Below are 17,693 nucleotides of genomic sequence, written 5' to 3' on the forward strand. Positions count from 1 at the left end.
CCCCGACGGAGTCCGAGGGCAGCATGGTCCCCATGAGCGAACGAACGATTGCGCTGGTCACCGGCGCGAACAAGGGAATCGGCTACGAGATTGCCGCAGGCCTGGGCGCCCTCGGCTGGAGCGTCGGCGTCGGTGCCCGCGACGATCAGCGCCGTGAGGCTGCGGTGGAGAGACTGCGCGCGGCCGGCGTCGACGCGTTCGGCGTACCGCTGGACGTGACCGACGACGCGAGCGCGACCGCCGCAGCACGGCTGATCGGGGAACAGGCCGGGCGCCTCGACGTGCTCGTCAACAACGCCGGTATCGCCGGCGGCATGCCTCAGGAACCTACCCGGGTCGATCCCGCCACCATCCGGACGGTCGTGGAGACCAACGTGATCGGCGTCATCCGCGTCACCAACGCGATGATGCCGCTGCTGCGCCGCTCTGCTTCACCGCGGATCGTAAACATGTCCAGCAGTGTCGGCTCCCTCACCCGGCAGTCAGGAACCGCTGCTGAGCAGACGACGGGTCCGATCGCCGTGGCGTACGCGCCGTCGAAGACGTTCCTGAACGCCGTCACCCTCCAGTACGCCCGGGAGCTGGCCGGCACGAACATCCTGATCAACGCCGGCTGCCCCGGCTACGTCGCGACCGACCTCAACGGCTTCCGCGGCGTGCGCACCCCCGAACAGGGCGCGGCGATCGCCATCAAACTCGCGACCCTGCCCGACGACGGCCCGACCGGCCAGTTCTTCGCAGACACCGGCGAAGTGCCCTGGTGATGTGCACGGGGGTCATCACCCGCCAGGTGAGGCGGCTTCGCCCGCGCGTGAATGGCAATTCACCGCAGGTTGCAAGCAGCATGACCATTTGGTGCCAATAATCGTGACGAGGCTTTTCCCCGCGATCAGGGGAAGTGGCCGGCACCGGCGTCGTCAAGCTGGGTTGCCAGGGCGTCGATGGTCTCCTGCGGGACGTCGTCGATGCTCTGGATCGCCGGGGTCTGGGTAAGTCCGTTCGCGCTCTGGAACGATTTCAGGGCGCTGCGTGTTCCAGGTCCGATGGCACCGTCGAGGCCGTTGGGGTTGAACCCCAGCGTCTCCAGCGCCGTCTGGAGGCCGACCACGAGGTTCAAGGGGACGGGGAAGTTCCCGGAGCGCATGTTGGCAGCGAGGTTTTGCGTGGGGTCGTAGACGAGCTGCGTGAAGTCACCGGGAGGCGGGGCCGCCATCCAGCCGGCCAGCGTGAAGAGGAGGGCATTGCGCACATTGCGGGGTATCACCCCAGGGTTTCCCGCTTCCGTCATCTTGCACTCGCGTGCCATGGCCAGCCAGTCACCGGTTGATGCGGCGTTCTGGAACTTCGGGAACTTGAAGAAGGGCCCCATGGCCCACGCCATGCTCAGGAGGCCGAGCTGACCATCGGCGGGCCAGTCGTCCAGGTCAGCGAACGGAGCCCTGCTCTTCAATGAGGTCTCGAAACTGTCCAGCTTGTTCGTCACGAGCACATCGATTTCCTTGTCAGACACCCTCAGACGCGTGATCGCCTTCTTCTGCGCAATGCTGGCGAAAGCAGTGCCGCTGAATTTCACCGTGTTGTATTCTGCTTTGATCTCGGCCTGACTGGCCAGCGCGGTGGTGTCCTTGTCGAACCAGGCGAGGGTGAAAATATCGGCCAAGGGGACTGGATTGCTCCCGAAGTTCTCAGGGTCGTCGGCATCCAGCAGGTTGCCTACCCCAGTGGACACCAGACTCTTGACATCTAGGTACATGAAATTGAGGCGGCCTTCCAACGGTTCGCTGAACGGCAGGAACGCGGCTCTCACGCTCGCATGCATCTCTCGCTCCTTTTCGAAGGTCCTGTCCGGGAAATTTTTCCGATGGTCGTCTACATGGGCATCAGGTCTTCCACCAGCTGAGTCATCTGACGCGACGGGGCAACGCTGAGCTCGCGGTCGAGAAAGGCCCGGTACTCCTGATAGCACTTGAACGCGCTCGCTACGTTGCCCTCCGCAATGTGCACCTCCATGACGATCCGGTGCGCAGTCTCCCGTACCCGATCGATCGCGATCACGGACAGCGCCGTTTGCAGTGCGGGCAGGTATTGCTGCGCCAGCTGAAACTGCTGCGCCAGGGCTTCCAGGGCATGCAGCCTCAGCTGGTCCCACCTCTCGCGCTCGAGAAGCAGCCAGCTGTCCGACCACCCGGTCAAGAGTTCTCGGGCCAGTTCGTCGACGAGTGCGTCGGCCACCCGGTGTGGTAGGTCCTGCCCTGAGAGGACTTCTTGAGCGAGCTTCCCCACGTCGTGCAGATCGACCAAGACAGGCTGCGACAGCCGCAGGCAGCGGTCGACGCTGTCGATCAGGTTCACAGACCTGGCACGTCTGGCTTGACACAAAGCCGATCGCAGGTTGGCCGCGGCCCGCTGGGGCGTGCAATCGGGCCAGAGTTGCTCAGCTGCAGAGCTGCGCTGGGCTCCGTCCCTCTGAAACGCCAGGAAGGCGAGCAAGCGTTGGGCCCCCAGGGGGAGGCAGATGCCGCTCCCGGCGTCAGTGAGGTCGAAAGTACTCAGGAGCTGAAGTCGTACATCACCACATCGTGACACATCCACCACTGTGCAGCGTGCCACTGCCGAGCGCATGTGCGCGCCCAGCTCGTCCGCCACACCCCCGCCTGACGTTTCTTCGCAGGTCAAATCCGCTTCACCAGCCGAACACCGGCGTAAGAAACGCGGGAGCAACGTCTGAAGAACGAAACCCGGACGTTCCAAACGACAAATGCGGGATGGGTGTTGGCCACCGTTGTGGCCAACAGCACGTCACTCGGCCGAACACTGGCGAACGGCAAGGGGTGAGCGATGGAAGCGCGGTCGGTTCTGTTTGGCCTTCAACCGTACGAGACAGTGGGCGATGCCAATGTCTGCATCGCCGTGCTCGACGGACCAGTCGACCTGTCCCATCCCTGTTTCGACGGCGCGGATCTCACACGGGTGGACACCCTCGTTGGGGAGGCGGCCGGGCAAGGCCCGATGTCGCTGCACGGGACCCATGTGGCGAGCCTGCTGTTCGGCCAGCCTGGGAGAGCCGTCGTCGGTATCGCGCCGCGGTGTCGCGGGCTGATCCTTCCGGTCTTCCGGGACAACAGGGAAGGCTGGGTACCCCAGCTGGACCTGGCACGAGCCATCGAGCGGGCCGTCCACGAGGGCGCACACATCATCAACATCAGCGGTGGCGAGCGTACGCCGGACGGCCGAGCAGACAGTCTGCTCGAACGCGCCCTAAGGCTGTGCGAGGACAGCGGTGTACTCGTGGTGGCAGCAGTCGGCAACGACGGCTGCGACTGCCTCCAGGTACCGGCCTCCATGCCGTCCTCGCTCGCTGTCGGCGCGGCGGACTCGGAGGGTGAGCCGCTGAAGATCAACAACTGGGGCGGCGCCTATCAGGCAAACGGTGTACTGGCCCCTGGCCAGAGCATCGTCGGGGCAGCACCGGGCGGCGGACTCGCTTCGTTGACCGGAAGCAGCTTCGCCACACCCCTGGTGTCCGGAGTCGCCGCCCTGCTGCTGGCCGCTCAGCTCCGCGAAGGGCACCCGGCGGATCCGTACGCCGCGTCCCGGTCCATCCTCGCCTCCGCATCACCCCCGGCCGACGCAGATCCCGAGCCTCGTCGGTACTTCAACGGCCGACTGGACGCAGCTCACGCGCTCCATCTCGTCACCGGACGGGCGAGCACGGCGGGGACGCACGCCGCAGCTGAGCCCGAAACGCCGCCTCGCCTCCCGGACGGGCGGCAGAGCGGGGGTCTCCTGCCAGCGCAGGGGCTCGTCGCCGCAAGCGAACCATCGCCGCAGACGGCATCCACGTTCGAGTCGAACAAAGGAGTCAGCATCATGACCACCAATCAGGTGAACAGCGCCGACCAGGGGTCGGCCGACACCGTACCGGCGTTCGGAGGTGGGAGCGACGCCATGGGTGTGGGCGAGGCGATACAGGAAGCCGGCGACTCCACTGGCGGGCGAGCCGCGGGGAGCGGCGGCCACGACCTGATTGCGGTGTCGGGGAATACCGGTGCGGCGCAACCGGAGACCAGGCAGACCGCGCACGAGCCACCTCCCGGTCCCACGGCCGTCACCCACGGCAGTCCCGACACCGGGCTCCGTCCGTCGTGCGGCCCCGAAGAATCGGGGGCACCTGAGGGCGGTCCTTCGCCAGGTTGCGCGTGCAAGGCGAACGGCCATCGCCCCATGGTCTTCGCACTGGGCACCGTAGGTTTCGACTTCCAGACCGAGGCGAACAGGGACAGCTTCCGGCAGCTGATGAACGCGACCCCCGGGCCCGAGCACGAAGGCACTCCAACCAGGATCCCGGCAGATCCGTACAACCCGTACCAGCTGCGCACCTACCTCTCGCAGAACCCATGGGCGTCGGACAAGCTCACGTGGACCCTCGTCATGGACAGCACACCGATCTACGCGCTGGAGGCCGAGAGCCCGGCCGGTATGGACTGGAGCGAGCCGCCGGTCCTCGATCCGCTCTGGGACGGAGATCAGCTGCTGGAGGAGAAGCAGCTGCAGAAGGTCATCCAGCAACCGGAGAAACTCGCCCAGATCCTCATGAGGCTCTCCTCCCCACCGGTGAACCGTGTCTACAGGATGTTCCGGGACGCCATTGTCGGCCAGGCCGTCGGCACGGACGATCTAAATTTCGTCTCCCGCGTTTCGATCCCGGGCGTACTGACTGACCGGACGGTCCAGCTGTACTCCGGCGAAAGGCTCCCTGTCGTAGAGGTCGATGCCCGCGGAATCTACACCTGGAACGAAACCGAGCTCGTCAGATCGATCACAGACCAGGTGAGGAAGGACACCGATAAGAGAAAGGTGGCAATTTCGGATCTCACCGTCCAGAAAACGATCCGGGCCCTGCTCGACAAGATCTACTACCAGTTCCGGAATCTCGGACAGAGCTCCGCCGATCGGGCCCTCAACTACGCAGCCACCAACGCGTTCATCTTCGGGCAGCAAATCAGCGAAGGTCTTCTGTCCGCCAAGCACGTCCCAGGGCCGGAAGACCGCTTCTACGCGCTGGACACCATCAACGTTTCGAAGAGCCCGTACTGCCGCAGCGACTCGGACTGCCAGCTCGTCAGAATCGTCTTCTTCGACCCCGAGGACGAAAGGCGGTCGAAAGTCACCTTCATGTTCACGATCGACGTCAGCCGTGTCATACCCATCCCGCTGGCGCCGCCCCGCGTCTTCCTCGGCGACTGATGACTGCACCAAGGCTAGGAGGCCGAGCAATGAACGATCGACGCAACCACCCGAGATGTACTCCTCCGGTCCAGACACGCCCCGTGAACCGGCAGATGTCGACCCTCCCGGCGGCGGAGCAAGCACTGAAGGGCTTGGCCGCCGCAGCAGCCGTCTCGCCGTGCGACAAGCTCACCGGGATGGCCCGCGAGATGTGCTACTACGCGCGCTCCGGCGGCTGAAGGCCTGGCCCCATACAAACGGCCCGCGTGCCGGCTCCACACAGTATTTCCCGTCGGCACTGCGGGTCGGCACGACAAGATCAAGGAGTCATCATGACCATCGCGATGGAACAGGGTGTGCAGCCCAGGTCTGCTGCGCTGCACATGCCGCCGCAGGCGCTCCCCGTCGACCGAACGACGATGCTTACCGCCCACCTCGCCGGCAAGGCCCTCGGAGTCGAGGCCGCCAAGAGTGGAGCACAGATCGGTCATGACATCGGCGGGGCGATCGACGCCATCATCAAAATCTTCAAGTAAAACGGTTGCCCCTTACCCTCCGGCTCACCCGGCCCGTAAGGGCGGGCAGAGGTCCGGCACCCACTGCGGACCGCAGGCATGAGGCGTCGCGCACGGCTTCGGCGCCTCGCGCCTCCCACCAGGCTCTCAAGACGAGCCGAACCGAATGGAGGAAAGGTGATGAAGAACCCGAACACGGAAGAGGGACTCCGGAGCAATCCCGTGCTCCACATGCCGCAGCAGGCGCCCCCGATCGACCGGAGCTCCGGCCGGACCGCTGGCGCGGTCGACGGCACCTCGGGCGTCGAGCCCAGCTATTTCCCTTGGCTCGATGACCTCCTGAAGCCGCACACGCCGTACCTGCCGCCGGTGCCGCCGGTGCCGCCATGGCTGGACGTGCTCGGCTAGCCATGCCGCAGAGCCGTCCCATCACACCCGACAGCGGCCACGGAAGGCAACGCGCCGCAGGTGGAGTCCACCACACGGCGAGAGGAGAGGAGGGCAGCAAATGAACCGCCAGCACACGGACGTCGAAGCATTCCGGACCGGGCCGAATCTGCACATGCCACAGCAGACACCTCCGGTCATTCGGGATGCCCCCTCGACCACAGCGCACCTGGACGGCTCGGACGGCACCTCGGGTGTCGAGCCGAGCTTCTGGTGGGTCCCGTGGCTCATCGACACGTTGACCGGAGACTGAGCCGTCGCCCCCGCATGAGCCCTGACGAGATTCCCTGCCGCGGCTGCTCAAGCCGAGCCCGGCTCGAGCAGCCGCGCAGGCGGCCGCAGTCCTGCCGACGGTGACCTGTCGCCACCGGCAGGAGCAACCTGGACCGTCGCCCCGCTCAAGCACGGCCGCTTCCAGAGCGGCTCGACAACGGTGAGAGGAAGCCATGCGACTCAATCTGCCGGTCCAGAACGCGATCGCGCGTCAGCAGGACCGCTATCTTCCGTTCTTCGTGCACCTGCTCGACCTCCTCAGCGACAGCGGAAAGGTCGTCGCCCACCTGCACGGCAAGCGGGACGGACTCGCTGATCACGACCCGGGCGATCCAAGCCCTTGGCTGTGCCGCAGCCGACGGCGCAGGTGAGGGCAGTACCCGGACCTCGGCCAATGCCGGCCGGCCAACGCAGGCCGGCTGACTCAAAGGGGCGTCACCCGCAGGGGAAACCATGCGGGTGACGCCGGTTGCCATCGGGTGCCCGCCGGTGAGGCCAGGTGCGGGACCTCCCCACGGGTGCGTATGGCGGCCCCGTAAGTCGCGGTCGCAGGGTGCAGTGCGCTAGGGGCTTCTCTGGCCCTGCGGGTGGGGCAGGCGGCGCTCGGCGTCCAGCTCCTCGCGGAATGCACGGCGCTGCTGGTGACCCTCAACCCGGTCCCCGGCCCCGCCGTCGAGACGGTGCCGGCGACCGCGGAACCCACCGGGGCCGCAAGCTTCCCCCAGGGGCAAGTCCACCCGCAGGAACTGCCGAACGCCGAGCCGTACCGGACGGCTCCCTTCCACGAGGAAGATCAATACGGGTACGAGGCGTACGGCTCCGGGTACTGAACCCCCAACCCGCCCACCTACGACACGCTGTTCGCGTACGACGTTGCGGGCACCCAGCCTGCCCCGCACGGCTACCACGACGACGCGACCGCGCGCCCCTGCCCGCCACACGACGCATGCGTCTACGAACCGTGGGCCGCTGCGCCTTACGCCACGAGTGCCTACGACGTATGGGGCTACGACGGGTCCGCTGGCCCTCTTCTCACCCCTGCGAACGCCGAACCGTCCCTGCACACCTCGGCCGCCTCGCACGCTCCTCTCCCCCACCACGAAGACGAGAACGCGCAGCAGCCGGCCCCGGCCGAGCCGAACCACACGGCTCCCCCGCGCTCCAGGGCGGGAGCGGTGCCGACTCTCGCACTGCTCGCCGTCCTCGTCGGCACCCGCATCCTGTGAGCTGCGGCGCCCGGCGGGAGGCCCGGCGCGGCACGCAACAGGGAGGGCAGCGCGCCATCGACCCGTGGCGGTGCCAGAGACGCACGTTGCCCGGGCGGGGGAAGACAGTAGGAGGCCCCGACCGGCCGGGGGGAGGGCCGAGTCGGGGCCGCGCCCCGACCGGCGGGGGGGGTGCCGGGCGGAGCGGTCAAGGGGTGGGGCGGGAAAGGGTGGTCGCCTCACGGCGGAGGGCTCTGCAGGGCTTCAGCCGAACGATCTTCCCCACAGGCACAGGTCGGGCCCGGGGACACAGTCCCTTCCCGCACCCCACAGATACATGAACGGTCAACCAAACCGGAATGTTCCCACCTATAAGAGGTATACCGCCGCCCCGGTCAGAAGACGACGGGAACACGCAGACCGAGAGCAACCGCCGCACGCCGGCAACCCGCGCGAACGGCAGAAAGCTCCGCACGCACATCCGTCGCCGCACGCCCCGCCGCAGCCTTGGAGGATCTGGCGGCCGCCGTGTGCAGTTCGGCCCGCGCGGTCGCGCCGTCGCCGGGGAGCACCGTGATCTCGGCGGCGTCCGCGACCGCGCCGACCAGCCGAGCCACTTCGGCCGGCCCGGACACCGACCGGTGAACGTGAACGCCGAGCATCCCGGGCACCCACTCGGCGAGGGCGCCCCGGATGTCCTCGCACAACCCGCCGAGACCCGTGTGCGGGCCGTCGGGCACGATACCGGCGCTCATATCCCCATGGTCTCCGCCACCACCGACATCCCACTTCGGTGCCGCAGCTTGCCCAGCAGTGCGGGCCGTCGCCCCGTGAGGCGACGGCCCGTGCGGTCATGTCACGCAGGATCCCCGGCATGGTGCGGGGCCTGCGTGTGACGGGTGTCAGCGGCGACGGCCCCAAGTCTCGGTGTCGACGGTGCGGCCGCGGTCGTCGCGCAGGGTGGCGGTGTCGGAGTTGTTGTCCCAGACGTAGTTGCGGCGGTCCTGGAAGAGGTCGGTACGGGTGTCGCGGCCGTTGCCGGTGTGGATACGGATCGTGTTGCGGGCGCCGATGCGGACGTTGTCGAAGCGGTAGCGGTTGCCGTCGCTGTCGCGCAGGGTCCAGCCGCGCAGGTTGATGGCGTCGCGGGTGGTGTTGGTGATCTCCACCCACTCCAAGTTGAGGGAGCGGTTCGAGCGGTCGTCGCGTCCGGGGCTGTCGGCCTGGACCCGGCTGATCTCCACCCGCGGCCGCTGGTGGTGACGGTCGCCGTCGTGGGCAGCCGCCGGCAGAGCGGCGGCACCGACGACGGCGCCGGCGGCCAGGACGGTGGCGGCGATACGGCGTACGGAGGAAGAAGCAGAAGACATAGGTGGCGCCCCTCAAGAACAGCACCCCACCAGCCGAAACACGGTGGTGAAGGCGCTTTCGGAGTCGGCCCGGATGAGCCGAGGGCCACACTCTCGACCCGGCACAGACCCCACGACAGCCCCTGCCAACGGCGGTTACCAGACGTGGACATATCCGTCACAGTCGCCTGCCGGATGCACGCATTCCGCCCGAACATGCCCCTGACATTCACTGACCGCTACACCCACCCGCCCCACAAACCGGACATCAGGGTCAACACACTCCGGCGCACCACCAGGCGCACTCCTCACCCGCCTCACCCACCCAGACCAGTCGGTCAAGTAACAGCCGTTCTGCGGAATTCTTCGCACGCGAGTCCGTAATTCGCACACGCTTCTCACATTGCAGCAGGCCTCGCAGCCCTCGCCCGGACCCGTGTAAGCCCGACGCCGGCCGGGTGCCGTCATCCGTCCTGCGCGGTCAGGAGGAGCATCAGGGCCTTGGAGCGGGTGGTCCCGAGCCCGGTGGCCACCGCCTCGGCCGAGACGCCGTCCTCCGCCAGCACGCCGACCGCCTCCCGCCCGACGCGCGCGGCGATCCGCTCCAGCACGCCGACGGCGCGCAGCGCGGCCAGCGGCGCATCCGCGGTCGTGGCGGTCAGCTGCTCGGTGATCTCGACCAGGAGGGCGGCCAGCGGCTCGGGTAGGGGTGCCGCCTTGTCGCGGACGAGGGACAGGTGAGCGTTCCAGTCCGCGAGCGGCCCGGTCAGATCGACGTCCGCCTCGTACAGCGGCCGGTCGCCAACGGCCGCCCAGTCCAGCGGGTACCCGGCAGCACCCCGCCACCCGCACGCACACACCGCCCGGAGCGCCTCGGCGCGCGGACGGCGGGCCGGCCGTCGTAGGCCGACCAGTGCGTCGTAGAGGGCACGTTCGGGCCGCTCCCGACATCGAAGTACACCGGACCCGGCTCACCACCGCCGACAAGGACACCCACCGCACCCGCGTGCGCGTCCCCGAACTCCACCGTCCACCAGTCCCACTCCACCAGCACACCACCCTCCATCGCGTTCCCGCCTGCCACCCTGCTCCGCCCGTGCTGTCGCCCACACCCCTGCCGGCCCGACAACGCATGCCGTTGAACGCGTCCGGCCACGTAGCGGTCACGAGCAGCTGAGGAGCACGACAAAGGGCCGCCACCTGTCGAGGCGGCGGCCCTCACCTTCCGGCTGTCCTACGGGGCGGGGGTGAACTCCACCTCCGTGCCGCCGCAGCCCGCCGCGATATCGAACAGCCGGTCCCGCTCGGCCTCGTCGACCGCGAGACCCCACCGGAGCTTGGTCGCGGTCCACTCCGCGCCGTACCGGCACAGCGCATCCGGCGCCGGCGGCAGCCACTCCGCCGGATCCTGATCCGCCTTCGACCGGTTCGACCGGGCCGTCACCGCCACCAGGGAGGCCGGCTGAACCTGGTCGTTCGCATACGCTTCGCGCCTTTGTGCGGTCCACGAACTGGCGCCCGAATCCCAGGCCTCGGCGAGCGGGACCATGTGGTCGATGTCCAGGGCCCCGGCCGGCGTCACCTCACGCTCGTCGTAGTAGCTCCACCAGACACCCCCGGTCAGGGTGCAGCCCGGCCCGATCTCCGGGTACACGACCGCCTCGGCCAGGAGCACCTCGGCGCGGGTGTTGCAGCCGTCGGCCGGGATGTCGCCGGCGTTCCAGTGCCGGAAGGAGGTCCTCTGGTAGCCGGTGCGGTCCTCGACCGCGACCGGCAGCGCGGACACCGCGACCCCGATCGGCAACACCTGCGGCACGACGGCCGGGGTGGCGGGTGGTGCGGCCGCGTGGGCGGCCGTGGGCAGGGACAGGGTCAGGGCGAGGGCAGCGGCCGCGACAGCGGACCGCTTCGTGATCATCATGGGCCGGTTCTACTGGCCACCGCACCATCACCAACAGACCAGCCCGGCCCGGTTCACCCGCCCGCGCACACGGTTCACCGGGGAAACGCCACTGCACCCGCCCCCCGCCGTGGTCAGCCGACGGCCGCCGCCGGACCCTCACCGAACCTGGGTACGTCTTCGGGCCCCACGTCCAGGCGCAGGCGCTGGAATCGGAGTGGGTGGCGGTAGATGCCGCCGTGGTCGATGGCGCGGTCGGCGCTGACTTCGGCGCCGAGGGTGGGGTGGACGAGGGTGGTGTCGAGGACGTCGCGGCTCCCCCACGCCGCCGAGAACTTCGCCCCCGTCCACGGGTGTCCGGGCGCGGCCGCGGTGAGGTGCTCGGCGACCTTCCGGGCGGCGTCCGGGCGCAGCGGTACGGTGCGGCCGACGGCGCGCAGCCGGCCGTCGGTGTCGTGGCGGCCGAGGACGAGGAGCTGCGGGCGGGTCAGGGTGCCGGTGATCGCGCCGACGATCGTCTCCGTGGTGTCCCGCCTTCTGATCTTGGTCCAGCCGCGGTAGCCGGGCAGGTAGCGGCTGTTCAGGGGCTTGATCAGGATCCCCTCCACCCCGGACACGTCCGTCCAGGACTCCAGCCATTCCCGCGCCTTGGCCAGGTCCGTCGTCTGCGGGCAGAGCGTCCACGGGGCCGTCAGTGCGTGCTCGGAGAACAGGTTCTCCAGCAGTGCGCGCCGCTCGGCGTACGGGCGGGTGAAGAGCTCCTCGCCGTCGTGCTGCAAGAGGTCGAAGGCGACGAAGTAGGCCGGCCACTTCGCGGCGAGGGCCAGGGCGCCGCGGGCGCGGGTCGCGGCCCGGCGCTGCAACGCCTCGAACGACAACCGGCCGGCCTCGGTGTCCCAGACGACCAGTTCGCCGTCGAGGACCAGGCCGTGCGGCAGCTGCGCCTCGGCGGCTGCCACCAGGTCCGGCCATCGCTCCTGGACCAGCGCTCCGCGGCGGGGGCCTACCAAGTCCCTAGAGAACTAACGCGGTCGCCCCACCCATATTGGTGGAGATTCCGCTCTGCGTGGTAGTAATCACCTGTTGACGAGTATGGCAGGATCTTCGACCATGACTGGCCCGTATAGTTCACATGTTCGAAGAGTTCGGTTACCTGGGTTCCAACCATTTCGAATGACGATATTTCGTCATTGTCGCCGCCCAGTTTTGTGCGCCCGTAATTCTTTTTCACGTTGAACAAATGGCCCTCCAAGTTAATGTGTTGAAAGAAGCCGGTCAACGGGTTGGGTGAGCCAAGCAATGTACTGGATGTTGAGGCGTCGTCGACCCTGGGAAGGAATCGCCTGCCGTGCAGGTACTGCTCAAGGCGTGTGACCTGCCGCCGGTATGCGTATAGCTGCCGATCGTCGACGGCCAGCATGTGGTCACCGGTCAACGACGCCACGAAGTGCAACTCCTGGCCATTGAAGCGCACAATGTCTTCGGGGTCGTACATCGTGCCGTTGAGGATGAATGGCACCTCTGGGACCCTCTGCACAATCGCTTTGACCAGGTCCTGTGGTGTCTCGTCCGGGATGTCACCATTACCACAGATATCGGGCCATCATCTGCGGCACGGCGATCACGGAGCGTACAGCCGCACGATCTGACGCCGATGTTCCTCGACCCCCGTCCACCGCGGCGTGAAAGCCGGCGGCACATCCCCACCTGGGGGGTGCGGCGGGCCGACCTGGAGGCCCCTTCCCCGGTCGTCGCCGAGGAGGCGTCTACCGCTCCGTCTACCGCCGCCCGACCTGCACGTCTACCAGTCCATCTACCGCCCGGTCTACGGCCATCTGCGCCGGAGGAGGGCCACATGAAGCAGCAGGAACTCACGGCTGAAGTCGCTCGCGAGGCGCGGATACACGGCGGCCGGGGCTACCCCACCGACCCGCACCCGAGGGGGAGGCGAAGGTGTCAACTGCAAGCCCACATTTAGCTCAGATCGTCGAACTTGTAGGAGACCGTGTAATCGCCGCCGTAGCGGAGGAATTTCACCTCGCGGATTTTGCTCCAGAATGAATCGAACCAGTCGAACGATGCAAGGTCTAGGATCGCTGTTTCTATGTCGCCTGAGAAGGTCCCTGCATGTTCGAGTGAAATTCCCCAGCTAGTCGAGTCTGAGCCGGGAATGAAGCCAGGACTGAAGAAGTCAAAGTTGATCCGATCACCGGCCGATAGCCACCAAGTACCACGAGTGTGCGTATCGAGGAGTAACGTGATGTCCTCAGAACCAGCCAAAGCATCGCTCGTGGTTTGATCGCACTTCAGTGAGAGCAGGTGAATGTTTAGCATCTTCCGGCCCCGCATGTCTCGGCGCGATGCGCACATCTAGCACTTTGTAGTTTAGTTCGCCTCCTAGGCATCCGCTTGTTGATCAGCGTCACTGGCCCAAAAACTCGGCGCGAGCGGTGCGCCAAAGCCCAGCCTGCCCGTGGTGGCGGTTCGACCGTTGCCTGCTCTGAACCTCAACCTAGCTTGATGTCCACCGATCATGGCTCACCATGGGCCGCAGATCTGGCATGCCCGGAAACGATCACCCTCAGCGCGAAAGGCTCACCGCCAACTGGCTGAGCGCAACACAGGCGGTCGAACGGCTCACTGTCCCTGCAGCCTGGCGCGGGCCTTCTCCAACTGCTCGACCGTGATGGCCCCGCTGTCCGGCAGGCCTGCGTCCGCCCATGCGGCCTGCGCGCGGGGAATGGCGCCTGTCGGGGTGCTGCTGGAGACCGCCCCGGCCACCGATACTGGGGAGCTGGTGTCGGTGGTGGACGCGTGGGCGGCGATCGAGAAGGCCGTCCCCCGCGAGAAGCTCGCCGAGGCCCTGGCCGTCATCGCCGAGGTCGTCCCGGACGAGGAGGGTGATGAGGACGCGGAGTGGCGGGCCGCGCTCGCCACCCGCTACGGCACGGTCCGCGGTTTTATCCGGCTCCTGGTCGATGTCGTGGACTTCGGCGCCGTCGAGGCCGGCGCCCCGGTGGTGAAGGCACTTCGCCAGCTGCCGCACCTGATCCACCGCAAGAAGCTCCCGGCCGCGGAGGTCGAGCGGGATCTGGTGACCGGCTCGTGGCAGCGCCTGGTCTTCGCTGCACCCGGCAGCGAGCCGGGCCTGGCGGACAAGGCGGCGTACTCGTTCTGCGTGCTGGAGCACCTCCACCGGGCCCTGCGCCGACGGGACGTGTACGCGCGGAGCGGGGACCGGTGGGGCGACCCGCGCGCCAAGCTCCTGGCCGGGGACCGGTGGCAGAGCGCGCAGCCGACCGTGCTGAGGGCGCTGGGCCTGGAGGCGGAGCCCGCCGCGCACCTCGCCGAACTCGCCGGGGCGTTGCACGGGGCCTACCACCAGGTGGTGGCCGGGCTGCCGGCGAACAGCGCGGTGTCGGTGAAGGACGGCAAGCTGGTGCTGGACCGGCTCGGACCGGCCGGGGAGCCGAAGCTGATGCCCGCCTTCCGTCAGCTCGCCAACAACATGCTGCCCAAGGTCGACTTCCCCGAGCTGCTCCTGGAGGTCGCCGATCTGACCGGCATGACGTCGGCGTTCACCCACATCTCCGGGGCCGACCCCTCGATGGAGGAGTTCGAGCTGAGCGTCTGCGCCCTGCTCCTGTCGGAGGCGTGCAACGTGGGGCTGACCCCGGTGGTGAAGCCGAACGTTCCCGCGCTGACGAGGGGCCGGCTGGTCCAGGGAGGCAGCAGCATGAGCGAGCAGACCACCACCAAGCCCTGCCCGCAGGTCGCCACCTGGGCTCCCAGCCAGACCGGCCCCTGCACCCGGTGCCACATTCTCTGCACTAGTCAAGGCGAGCCGATCTGAACGGCGTCGTAGCCAGTCGGCGCCAGTAGGTGGGCGGCGGTTACCGTACGCGAGAGCCACGGCTGCCGGACATGAACGACCACTCGGCCGCGTCACCCCGGCCCGTGTCCCGGGCGTGTCAGTGGCCTGCGGCATGATGCGGGAGAGGTGACGGCAGATCCGATAGGGATTTCAGAGGCCTTCCCGAACGGGGGCGTTGTGCACAAGCTGGTCTCAGATGGGGTAGGAGTCACGGAGGATCCGCAGCTGCACTACGAGAGGTGGCGGTGGGGCGGAAGACTGCCGAGTGAGTCGCTGCGCCGTGTCCGCGAGAGCAACGTCTTGGGGCTGCTCGACTTCGACAGTGACCTGGTCCACGACCTCGGCGCCGCGGATCCCGACGTCCAGCGTGCCGTGGCGGTGCTTGCCGCTCAGCGGGCCTGCGAGGTGGCGGGCCTGACCGATGTGCTGTGGGTCGCTGGGGCGCTCGCCGCGTTGACGCAGGGGCATCCGCTACCGCCGCCTTTCGACGACGCGGCCCGGATGCGGGAGGCTCTGCGGTCCACCCCTCTCGAACCGGGCCCGGATGTTCTCGGGGCAGTACCGCCCCAGCGGCGGCCGTACTTTCCCCAGCCGCCGGCAGGGTTGATGTGGGTCAAGACCGCAGAAGAGAGCGACGGGGAGACGAGCTACGAGCTTGAGCGGCTACCGGGCAGCCAGGCACCGATGGTGTTCACCGAGCTCGTGTTCCCTGCCAGCACACCGCAGGTCCGTGGGCCCATCTCACAGCCGCATTTCGCTCTCCCCGCCGTACTCGCTGCTGCCGAACCCGACCCGCTCAAAGCAGCTCTGGATGCGGTGTGGCATGCGCTGAACACGTATGGAGAGCACTACCCGAAGTTGTTGGATGAGATCCGGTCGATCTGGGGCGGGCGGATGTCCGTACCGGATGCAAAGACATGGCCTGCTGATCTGGGCCGACGAGTGCGGAGCGGACGAGGGAGCGTGCCGATGGTCAACTACCGGGTGAAGTGGGTACGCGCGAGCGACGGCAAGGCCATGGCGTCCGCGGTGAGCTACGACCAGCCCAGCGCCGAACACCGCAAAGCAGATCTCGAGGCGGAGGGCGCCACGGACATCAAGATCGTGAAGGGTACCCCAGGGGCGGGGACCGCGGACATGACGGAACTGTGCCGCGCCGCGCACGGCGTCACCAGCCCTACCGTGGCCGCACTCTGCCACCAGACATACGGGTGACCGAGCGCGCTAGTTAGCCCGAGTGGCCAAGTAGCGCGCTCAGCCATGTGTGGCAGCGTCCGGGCCGGCGCCTCTACGGCTTCACCCCAGCAGGGCTACGGGGCCCAACTAGGCAACTGGCGCTACTGGCACAGCTGGCACGGCTGGCACGACCGCCGTGCGCCCCGCCGGCAGGAAGTGCCCGTTCGCATGGTTCTCACCCCGGGGGCGTACGGGGGCCTTCTCCAGGAGGAGTGAGCCGACGTGGTCGTTCAGGTTCACGGCCTGGGGCTTGTAGTTGTACAAGTACATGCCCTGCTCCGTGCGGCTGTAGGAGGCCAGGCGGCCGCCCATGTCGCTCGTCACGTCGAGGCTGGGGATCTCCTCCCCCGGGGCAAGGGCGATGATGTCGCTGGACTCCTCGATGGTCCACTCGTTGCGCAGGGTCACGGTGTAGAGCTTGGTGTTGTTGAAGGCCGAGCGGCCCTTGTGGGCGGGCTGCCTGTCCTTCAGGTTGTACTCGACCGTCTCGGCGGCGCCGTTGTTCCCGAACAACCAGATACGGGCGGGGCCGGAGGCGTTGTACCTCTCGTGTTCGTAGAGACACAGATGCGCGGTCGGGCAGGCATCCAGGCCCTGGGCGGTCTTCACCCGGATCTCTGGGGTGGGAGCGGGGGCGGCGGTGCTGTTGCCCGCCAGGGCCAGGGGCAGCGCGGCAGCGGCGAGGACGCCCGTCAGCACGATACGGATCTTCATGCCGACCTAACCGGACCGCGCCGCTCACGGACACGGACAGCCAGCAGACGACACCGCGCTAGCGCAGGCCAGCCGCCCAGAACGCTGATCCGCAGCCACCACTGTGACTGAGCGTCGTAGTTGGCCAGTCTGAGCCTCGCGGCTTGGGCACACGCTCGATCGTGGTCTTCGAGTGGCGCCCACGCTGCGCTGACCTGCACAGGTCGCTGCTCAGACTGTCAGTCACACCAGGGCGGCCTTCAGCCCGGCTTGGCAGGCCGGACCGGTCCCGCGACACAGGCAATAGGCGACTGTCAAGACACGAGATTCCGGGCCATGACCTCGCAGCCGGGTCTGGGGCTCAATGGAGGCACGGACAACGACGCGGTGACCACTCCACCGCCAGCACTTCCGACCCCCACTCCGAAGCCCTCAAGGACACCTCTGCCATGTCGATCACGTCCCGCCGCCTCGCCCCGCTCCTGATCGCCACCACCATCGCCACTGGAGGCCTCGCCCTCAGCAACACGGCGAACGCGGCTCCCGTCCCTACCACCGCCAGCGTCACCACCGACAGCAACAATCCCCTCCTCGAAGCCTTCCGCAAGAGCGGCAACCTCACCAAGATCGACAACAACAACACCGCCAACGGCGGCGACACCCAGCCCCCCAACGGCGGAACCCAGCCCCAGCCCCCCAGCAACGACGAAACCAAGCCCCCCACCGGCGGCGCCGGCGGCACCGACCATCAGCCTGGCGACGGCATCCTCGGCGGAATCGGCGGCAGCGCCGGCACCGAGCACAAAAACGACGGCGATCCCAACGCCGACGGGCTGAACATCGTCATCTACGACGACTCCCCCCTCGGGGGTCACTACCCCTCCGAGAGCCGTACCGACGACGCACGCCCCGGCCCCGTCATCACCGATGACTGAGCGTCGTAGTCAGTCACACTGAGCATCGCGACTTGGC

Annotated in this window: 21 protein-coding genes; 11 read left to right on the top strand and 10 right to left on the bottom strand. The window is 67.7% G+C overall.

Going from position 1 to position 17,693, the window contains the following annotated elements; translation table 11 throughout:
• The first annotated feature begins 32 nt into the window (after nt 1-32).
• Nucleotides 33-764, top strand: a complete 732-nt coding sequence (locus OG472_RS01920; RefSeq protein WP_405827240.1) for an SDR family NAD(P)-dependent oxidoreductase — start codon at nt 33-35, stop codon at nt 762-764.
• Nucleotides 765-889: 125 nt separating this feature from the next.
• On the opposite strand, the gene OG472_RS01925 is transcribed toward OG472_RS01920, so the two are convergent.
• Nucleotides 890-1,819: a peptidoglycan-binding protein gene (locus tag OG472_RS01925; protein ID WP_405940737.1), complete on the bottom strand. Its 930-nt coding sequence runs from the start codon at nt 1,817-1,819 to the stop codon at nt 890-892.
• Between the two features lie 50 nt (nt 1,820-1,869).
• Nucleotides 1,870-2,352, bottom strand: a complete 483-nt coding sequence (locus OG472_RS01930; RefSeq protein ID WP_405827244.1) for a BTAD domain-containing putative transcriptional regulator — start codon at nt 2,350-2,352, stop codon at nt 1,870-1,872.
• 486 nt (nt 2,353-2,838) lie between these two features.
• Here OG472_RS01930 and OG472_RS01935 point away from each other — a divergent pair, with 486 nt between their 5' ends.
• The 7 genes from OG472_RS01935 to OG472_RS01965 all read left to right on the top strand — a co-directional run bounded on the left by OG472_RS01935 (nt 2,839) and on the right by OG472_RS01965 (nt 7,294).
• Complete coding sequence (locus OG472_RS01935; RefSeq protein ID WP_405827246.1) at nt 2,839-5,247, top strand: S8 family serine peptidase; 2,409 nt, start codon at nt 2,839-2,841, stop codon at nt 5,245-5,247.
• An 83-nt stretch (nt 5,248-5,330) separates the two neighbouring features.
• Entirely contained in the window at nt 5,331-5,468 is a 138-nt protein-coding gene (locus tag OG472_RS01940) for a hypothetical protein (protein ID WP_405827248.1), read from the top strand.
• 93 nt (nt 5,469-5,561) lie between these two features.
• Nucleotides 5,562-5,765, top strand: a complete 204-nt coding sequence (locus OG472_RS01945) for a hypothetical protein (protein ID WP_405827250.1) — start codon at nt 5,562-5,564, stop codon at nt 5,763-5,765.
• A 159-nt stretch (nt 5,766-5,924) separates the two neighbouring features.
• A complete protein-coding gene (locus OG472_RS01950) occupies nt 5,925-6,152 on the top strand; it encodes a hypothetical protein (protein ID WP_405940738.1) in 228 nt (75 codons plus the stop codon).
• A 100-nt stretch (nt 6,153-6,252) separates the two neighbouring features.
• Nucleotides 6,253-6,444, top strand: a complete 192-nt coding sequence (locus tag OG472_RS01955) for a hypothetical protein (protein WP_405827253.1) — start codon at nt 6,253-6,255, stop codon at nt 6,442-6,444.
• A gap of 193 nt (nt 6,445-6,637) precedes the next feature.
• Entirely contained in the window at nt 6,638-6,835 is a 198-nt protein-coding gene (locus OG472_RS01960; RefSeq protein WP_405827255.1) for a hypothetical protein, read from the top strand.
• Nucleotides 6,836-7,051: 216 nt separating this feature from the next.
• Entirely contained in the window at nt 7,052-7,294 is a 243-nt protein-coding gene (locus OG472_RS01965) for a hypothetical protein (protein ID WP_405940739.1), read from the top strand.
• Nucleotides 7,295-8,064: 770 nt separating this feature from the next.
• Here the strand turns inward: OG472_RS01965 and OG472_RS01970 are convergent.
• The 7 genes from OG472_RS01970 to OG472_RS02000 all read right to left on the bottom strand — a co-directional run bounded on the left by OG472_RS01970 (nt 8,065) and on the right by OG472_RS02000 (nt 13,288).
• The gene (locus tag OG472_RS01970; RefSeq protein WP_405827259.1) at nt 8,065-8,424 is read right to left on the bottom strand and encodes a hypothetical protein; all 360 of its coding nucleotides are present in this window, start codon (nt 8,422-8,424) and stop codon (nt 8,065-8,067) included.
• Nucleotides 8,425-8,571: 147 nt separating this feature from the next.
• Nucleotides 8,572-9,039, bottom strand: a complete 468-nt coding sequence (locus OG472_RS01975; RefSeq protein ID WP_405827261.1) for a lamin tail domain-containing protein — start codon at nt 9,037-9,039, stop codon at nt 8,572-8,574.
• Nucleotides 9,040-9,482: 443 nt separating this feature from the next.
• Nucleotides 9,483-9,878 (bottom strand): hypothetical protein, encoded by a 396-nt coding sequence (locus tag OG472_RS01980; RefSeq protein WP_405827263.1) that lies wholly within the window; start codon nt 9,876-9,878, stop codon nt 9,483-9,485.
• Nucleotides 9,879-10,252: 374 nt separating this feature from the next.
• On the bottom strand, nt 10,253-10,939 hold the full coding sequence (locus tag OG472_RS01985) for an HNH endonuclease family protein (RefSeq protein ID WP_405940740.1): 687 nt from the start codon (nt 10,937-10,939) through the stop codon (nt 10,253-10,255).
• 113 nt (nt 10,940-11,052) lie between these two features.
• The gene (locus OG472_RS01990; RefSeq protein ID WP_405827264.1) at nt 11,053-11,928 is read right to left on the bottom strand and encodes an ATP-dependent DNA ligase; all 876 of its coding nucleotides are present in this window, start codon (nt 11,926-11,928) and stop codon (nt 11,053-11,055) included.
• Nucleotides 11,922-12,437, bottom strand: a complete 516-nt coding sequence (locus OG472_RS01995) for a hypothetical protein (RefSeq protein WP_405940741.1) — start codon at nt 12,435-12,437, stop codon at nt 11,922-11,924. The genes OG472_RS01990 and OG472_RS01995 overlap by 7 nt, the downstream gene beginning before the upstream one ends.
• 455 nt (nt 12,438-12,892) lie before the next feature.
• Complete coding sequence (locus OG472_RS02000; RefSeq protein ID WP_405940742.1) at nt 12,893-13,288, bottom strand: hypothetical protein; 396 nt, start codon at nt 13,286-13,288, stop codon at nt 12,893-12,895.
• 370 nt (nt 13,289-13,658) lie between these two features.
• Between OG472_RS02000 and OG472_RS02005 the strand changes: the two genes are divergently transcribed.
• Together OG472_RS02005 and OG472_RS02010 are read left to right on the top strand one after the other, a co-directional pair.
• Nucleotides 13,659-14,771, top strand: coding sequence for a Tn3 family transposase (locus OG472_RS02005; RefSeq protein WP_405940743.1), 1,113 nt, complete (start codon nt 13,659-13,661; stop codon nt 14,769-14,771).
• A 321-nt stretch (nt 14,772-15,092) separates the two neighbouring features.
• On the top strand, nt 15,093-16,007 hold the full coding sequence (locus tag OG472_RS02010) for a hypothetical protein (protein ID WP_405940744.1): 915 nt from the start codon (nt 15,093-15,095) through the stop codon (nt 16,005-16,007).
• Nucleotides 16,008-16,115: 108 nt separating this feature from the next.
• Here the strand turns inward: OG472_RS02010 and OG472_RS02015 are convergent, their stop codons facing one another.
• Nucleotides 16,116-16,742, bottom strand: coding sequence for a peptidase inhibitor family I36 protein (locus OG472_RS02015; RefSeq protein WP_405827273.1), 627 nt, complete (start codon nt 16,740-16,742; stop codon nt 16,116-16,118).
• 428 nt (nt 16,743-17,170) lie between these two features.
• Here OG472_RS02015 and OG472_RS02020 point away from each other — a divergent pair, with 428 nt between their 5' ends.
• The gene (locus OG472_RS02020; RefSeq protein WP_405827274.1) at nt 17,171-17,656 is read left to right on the top strand and encodes a hypothetical protein; all 486 of its coding nucleotides are present in this window, start codon (nt 17,171-17,173) and stop codon (nt 17,654-17,656) included.
• Nucleotides 17,657-17,693 lie beyond the last annotated feature (37 nt).

The sequence above is a fragment of the Streptomyces sp. NBC_00207 genome, assembly GCF_045160965.1.
GTDB lineage: Bacteria > Actinomycetota > Actinomycetes > Streptomycetales > Streptomycetaceae > Streptomyces.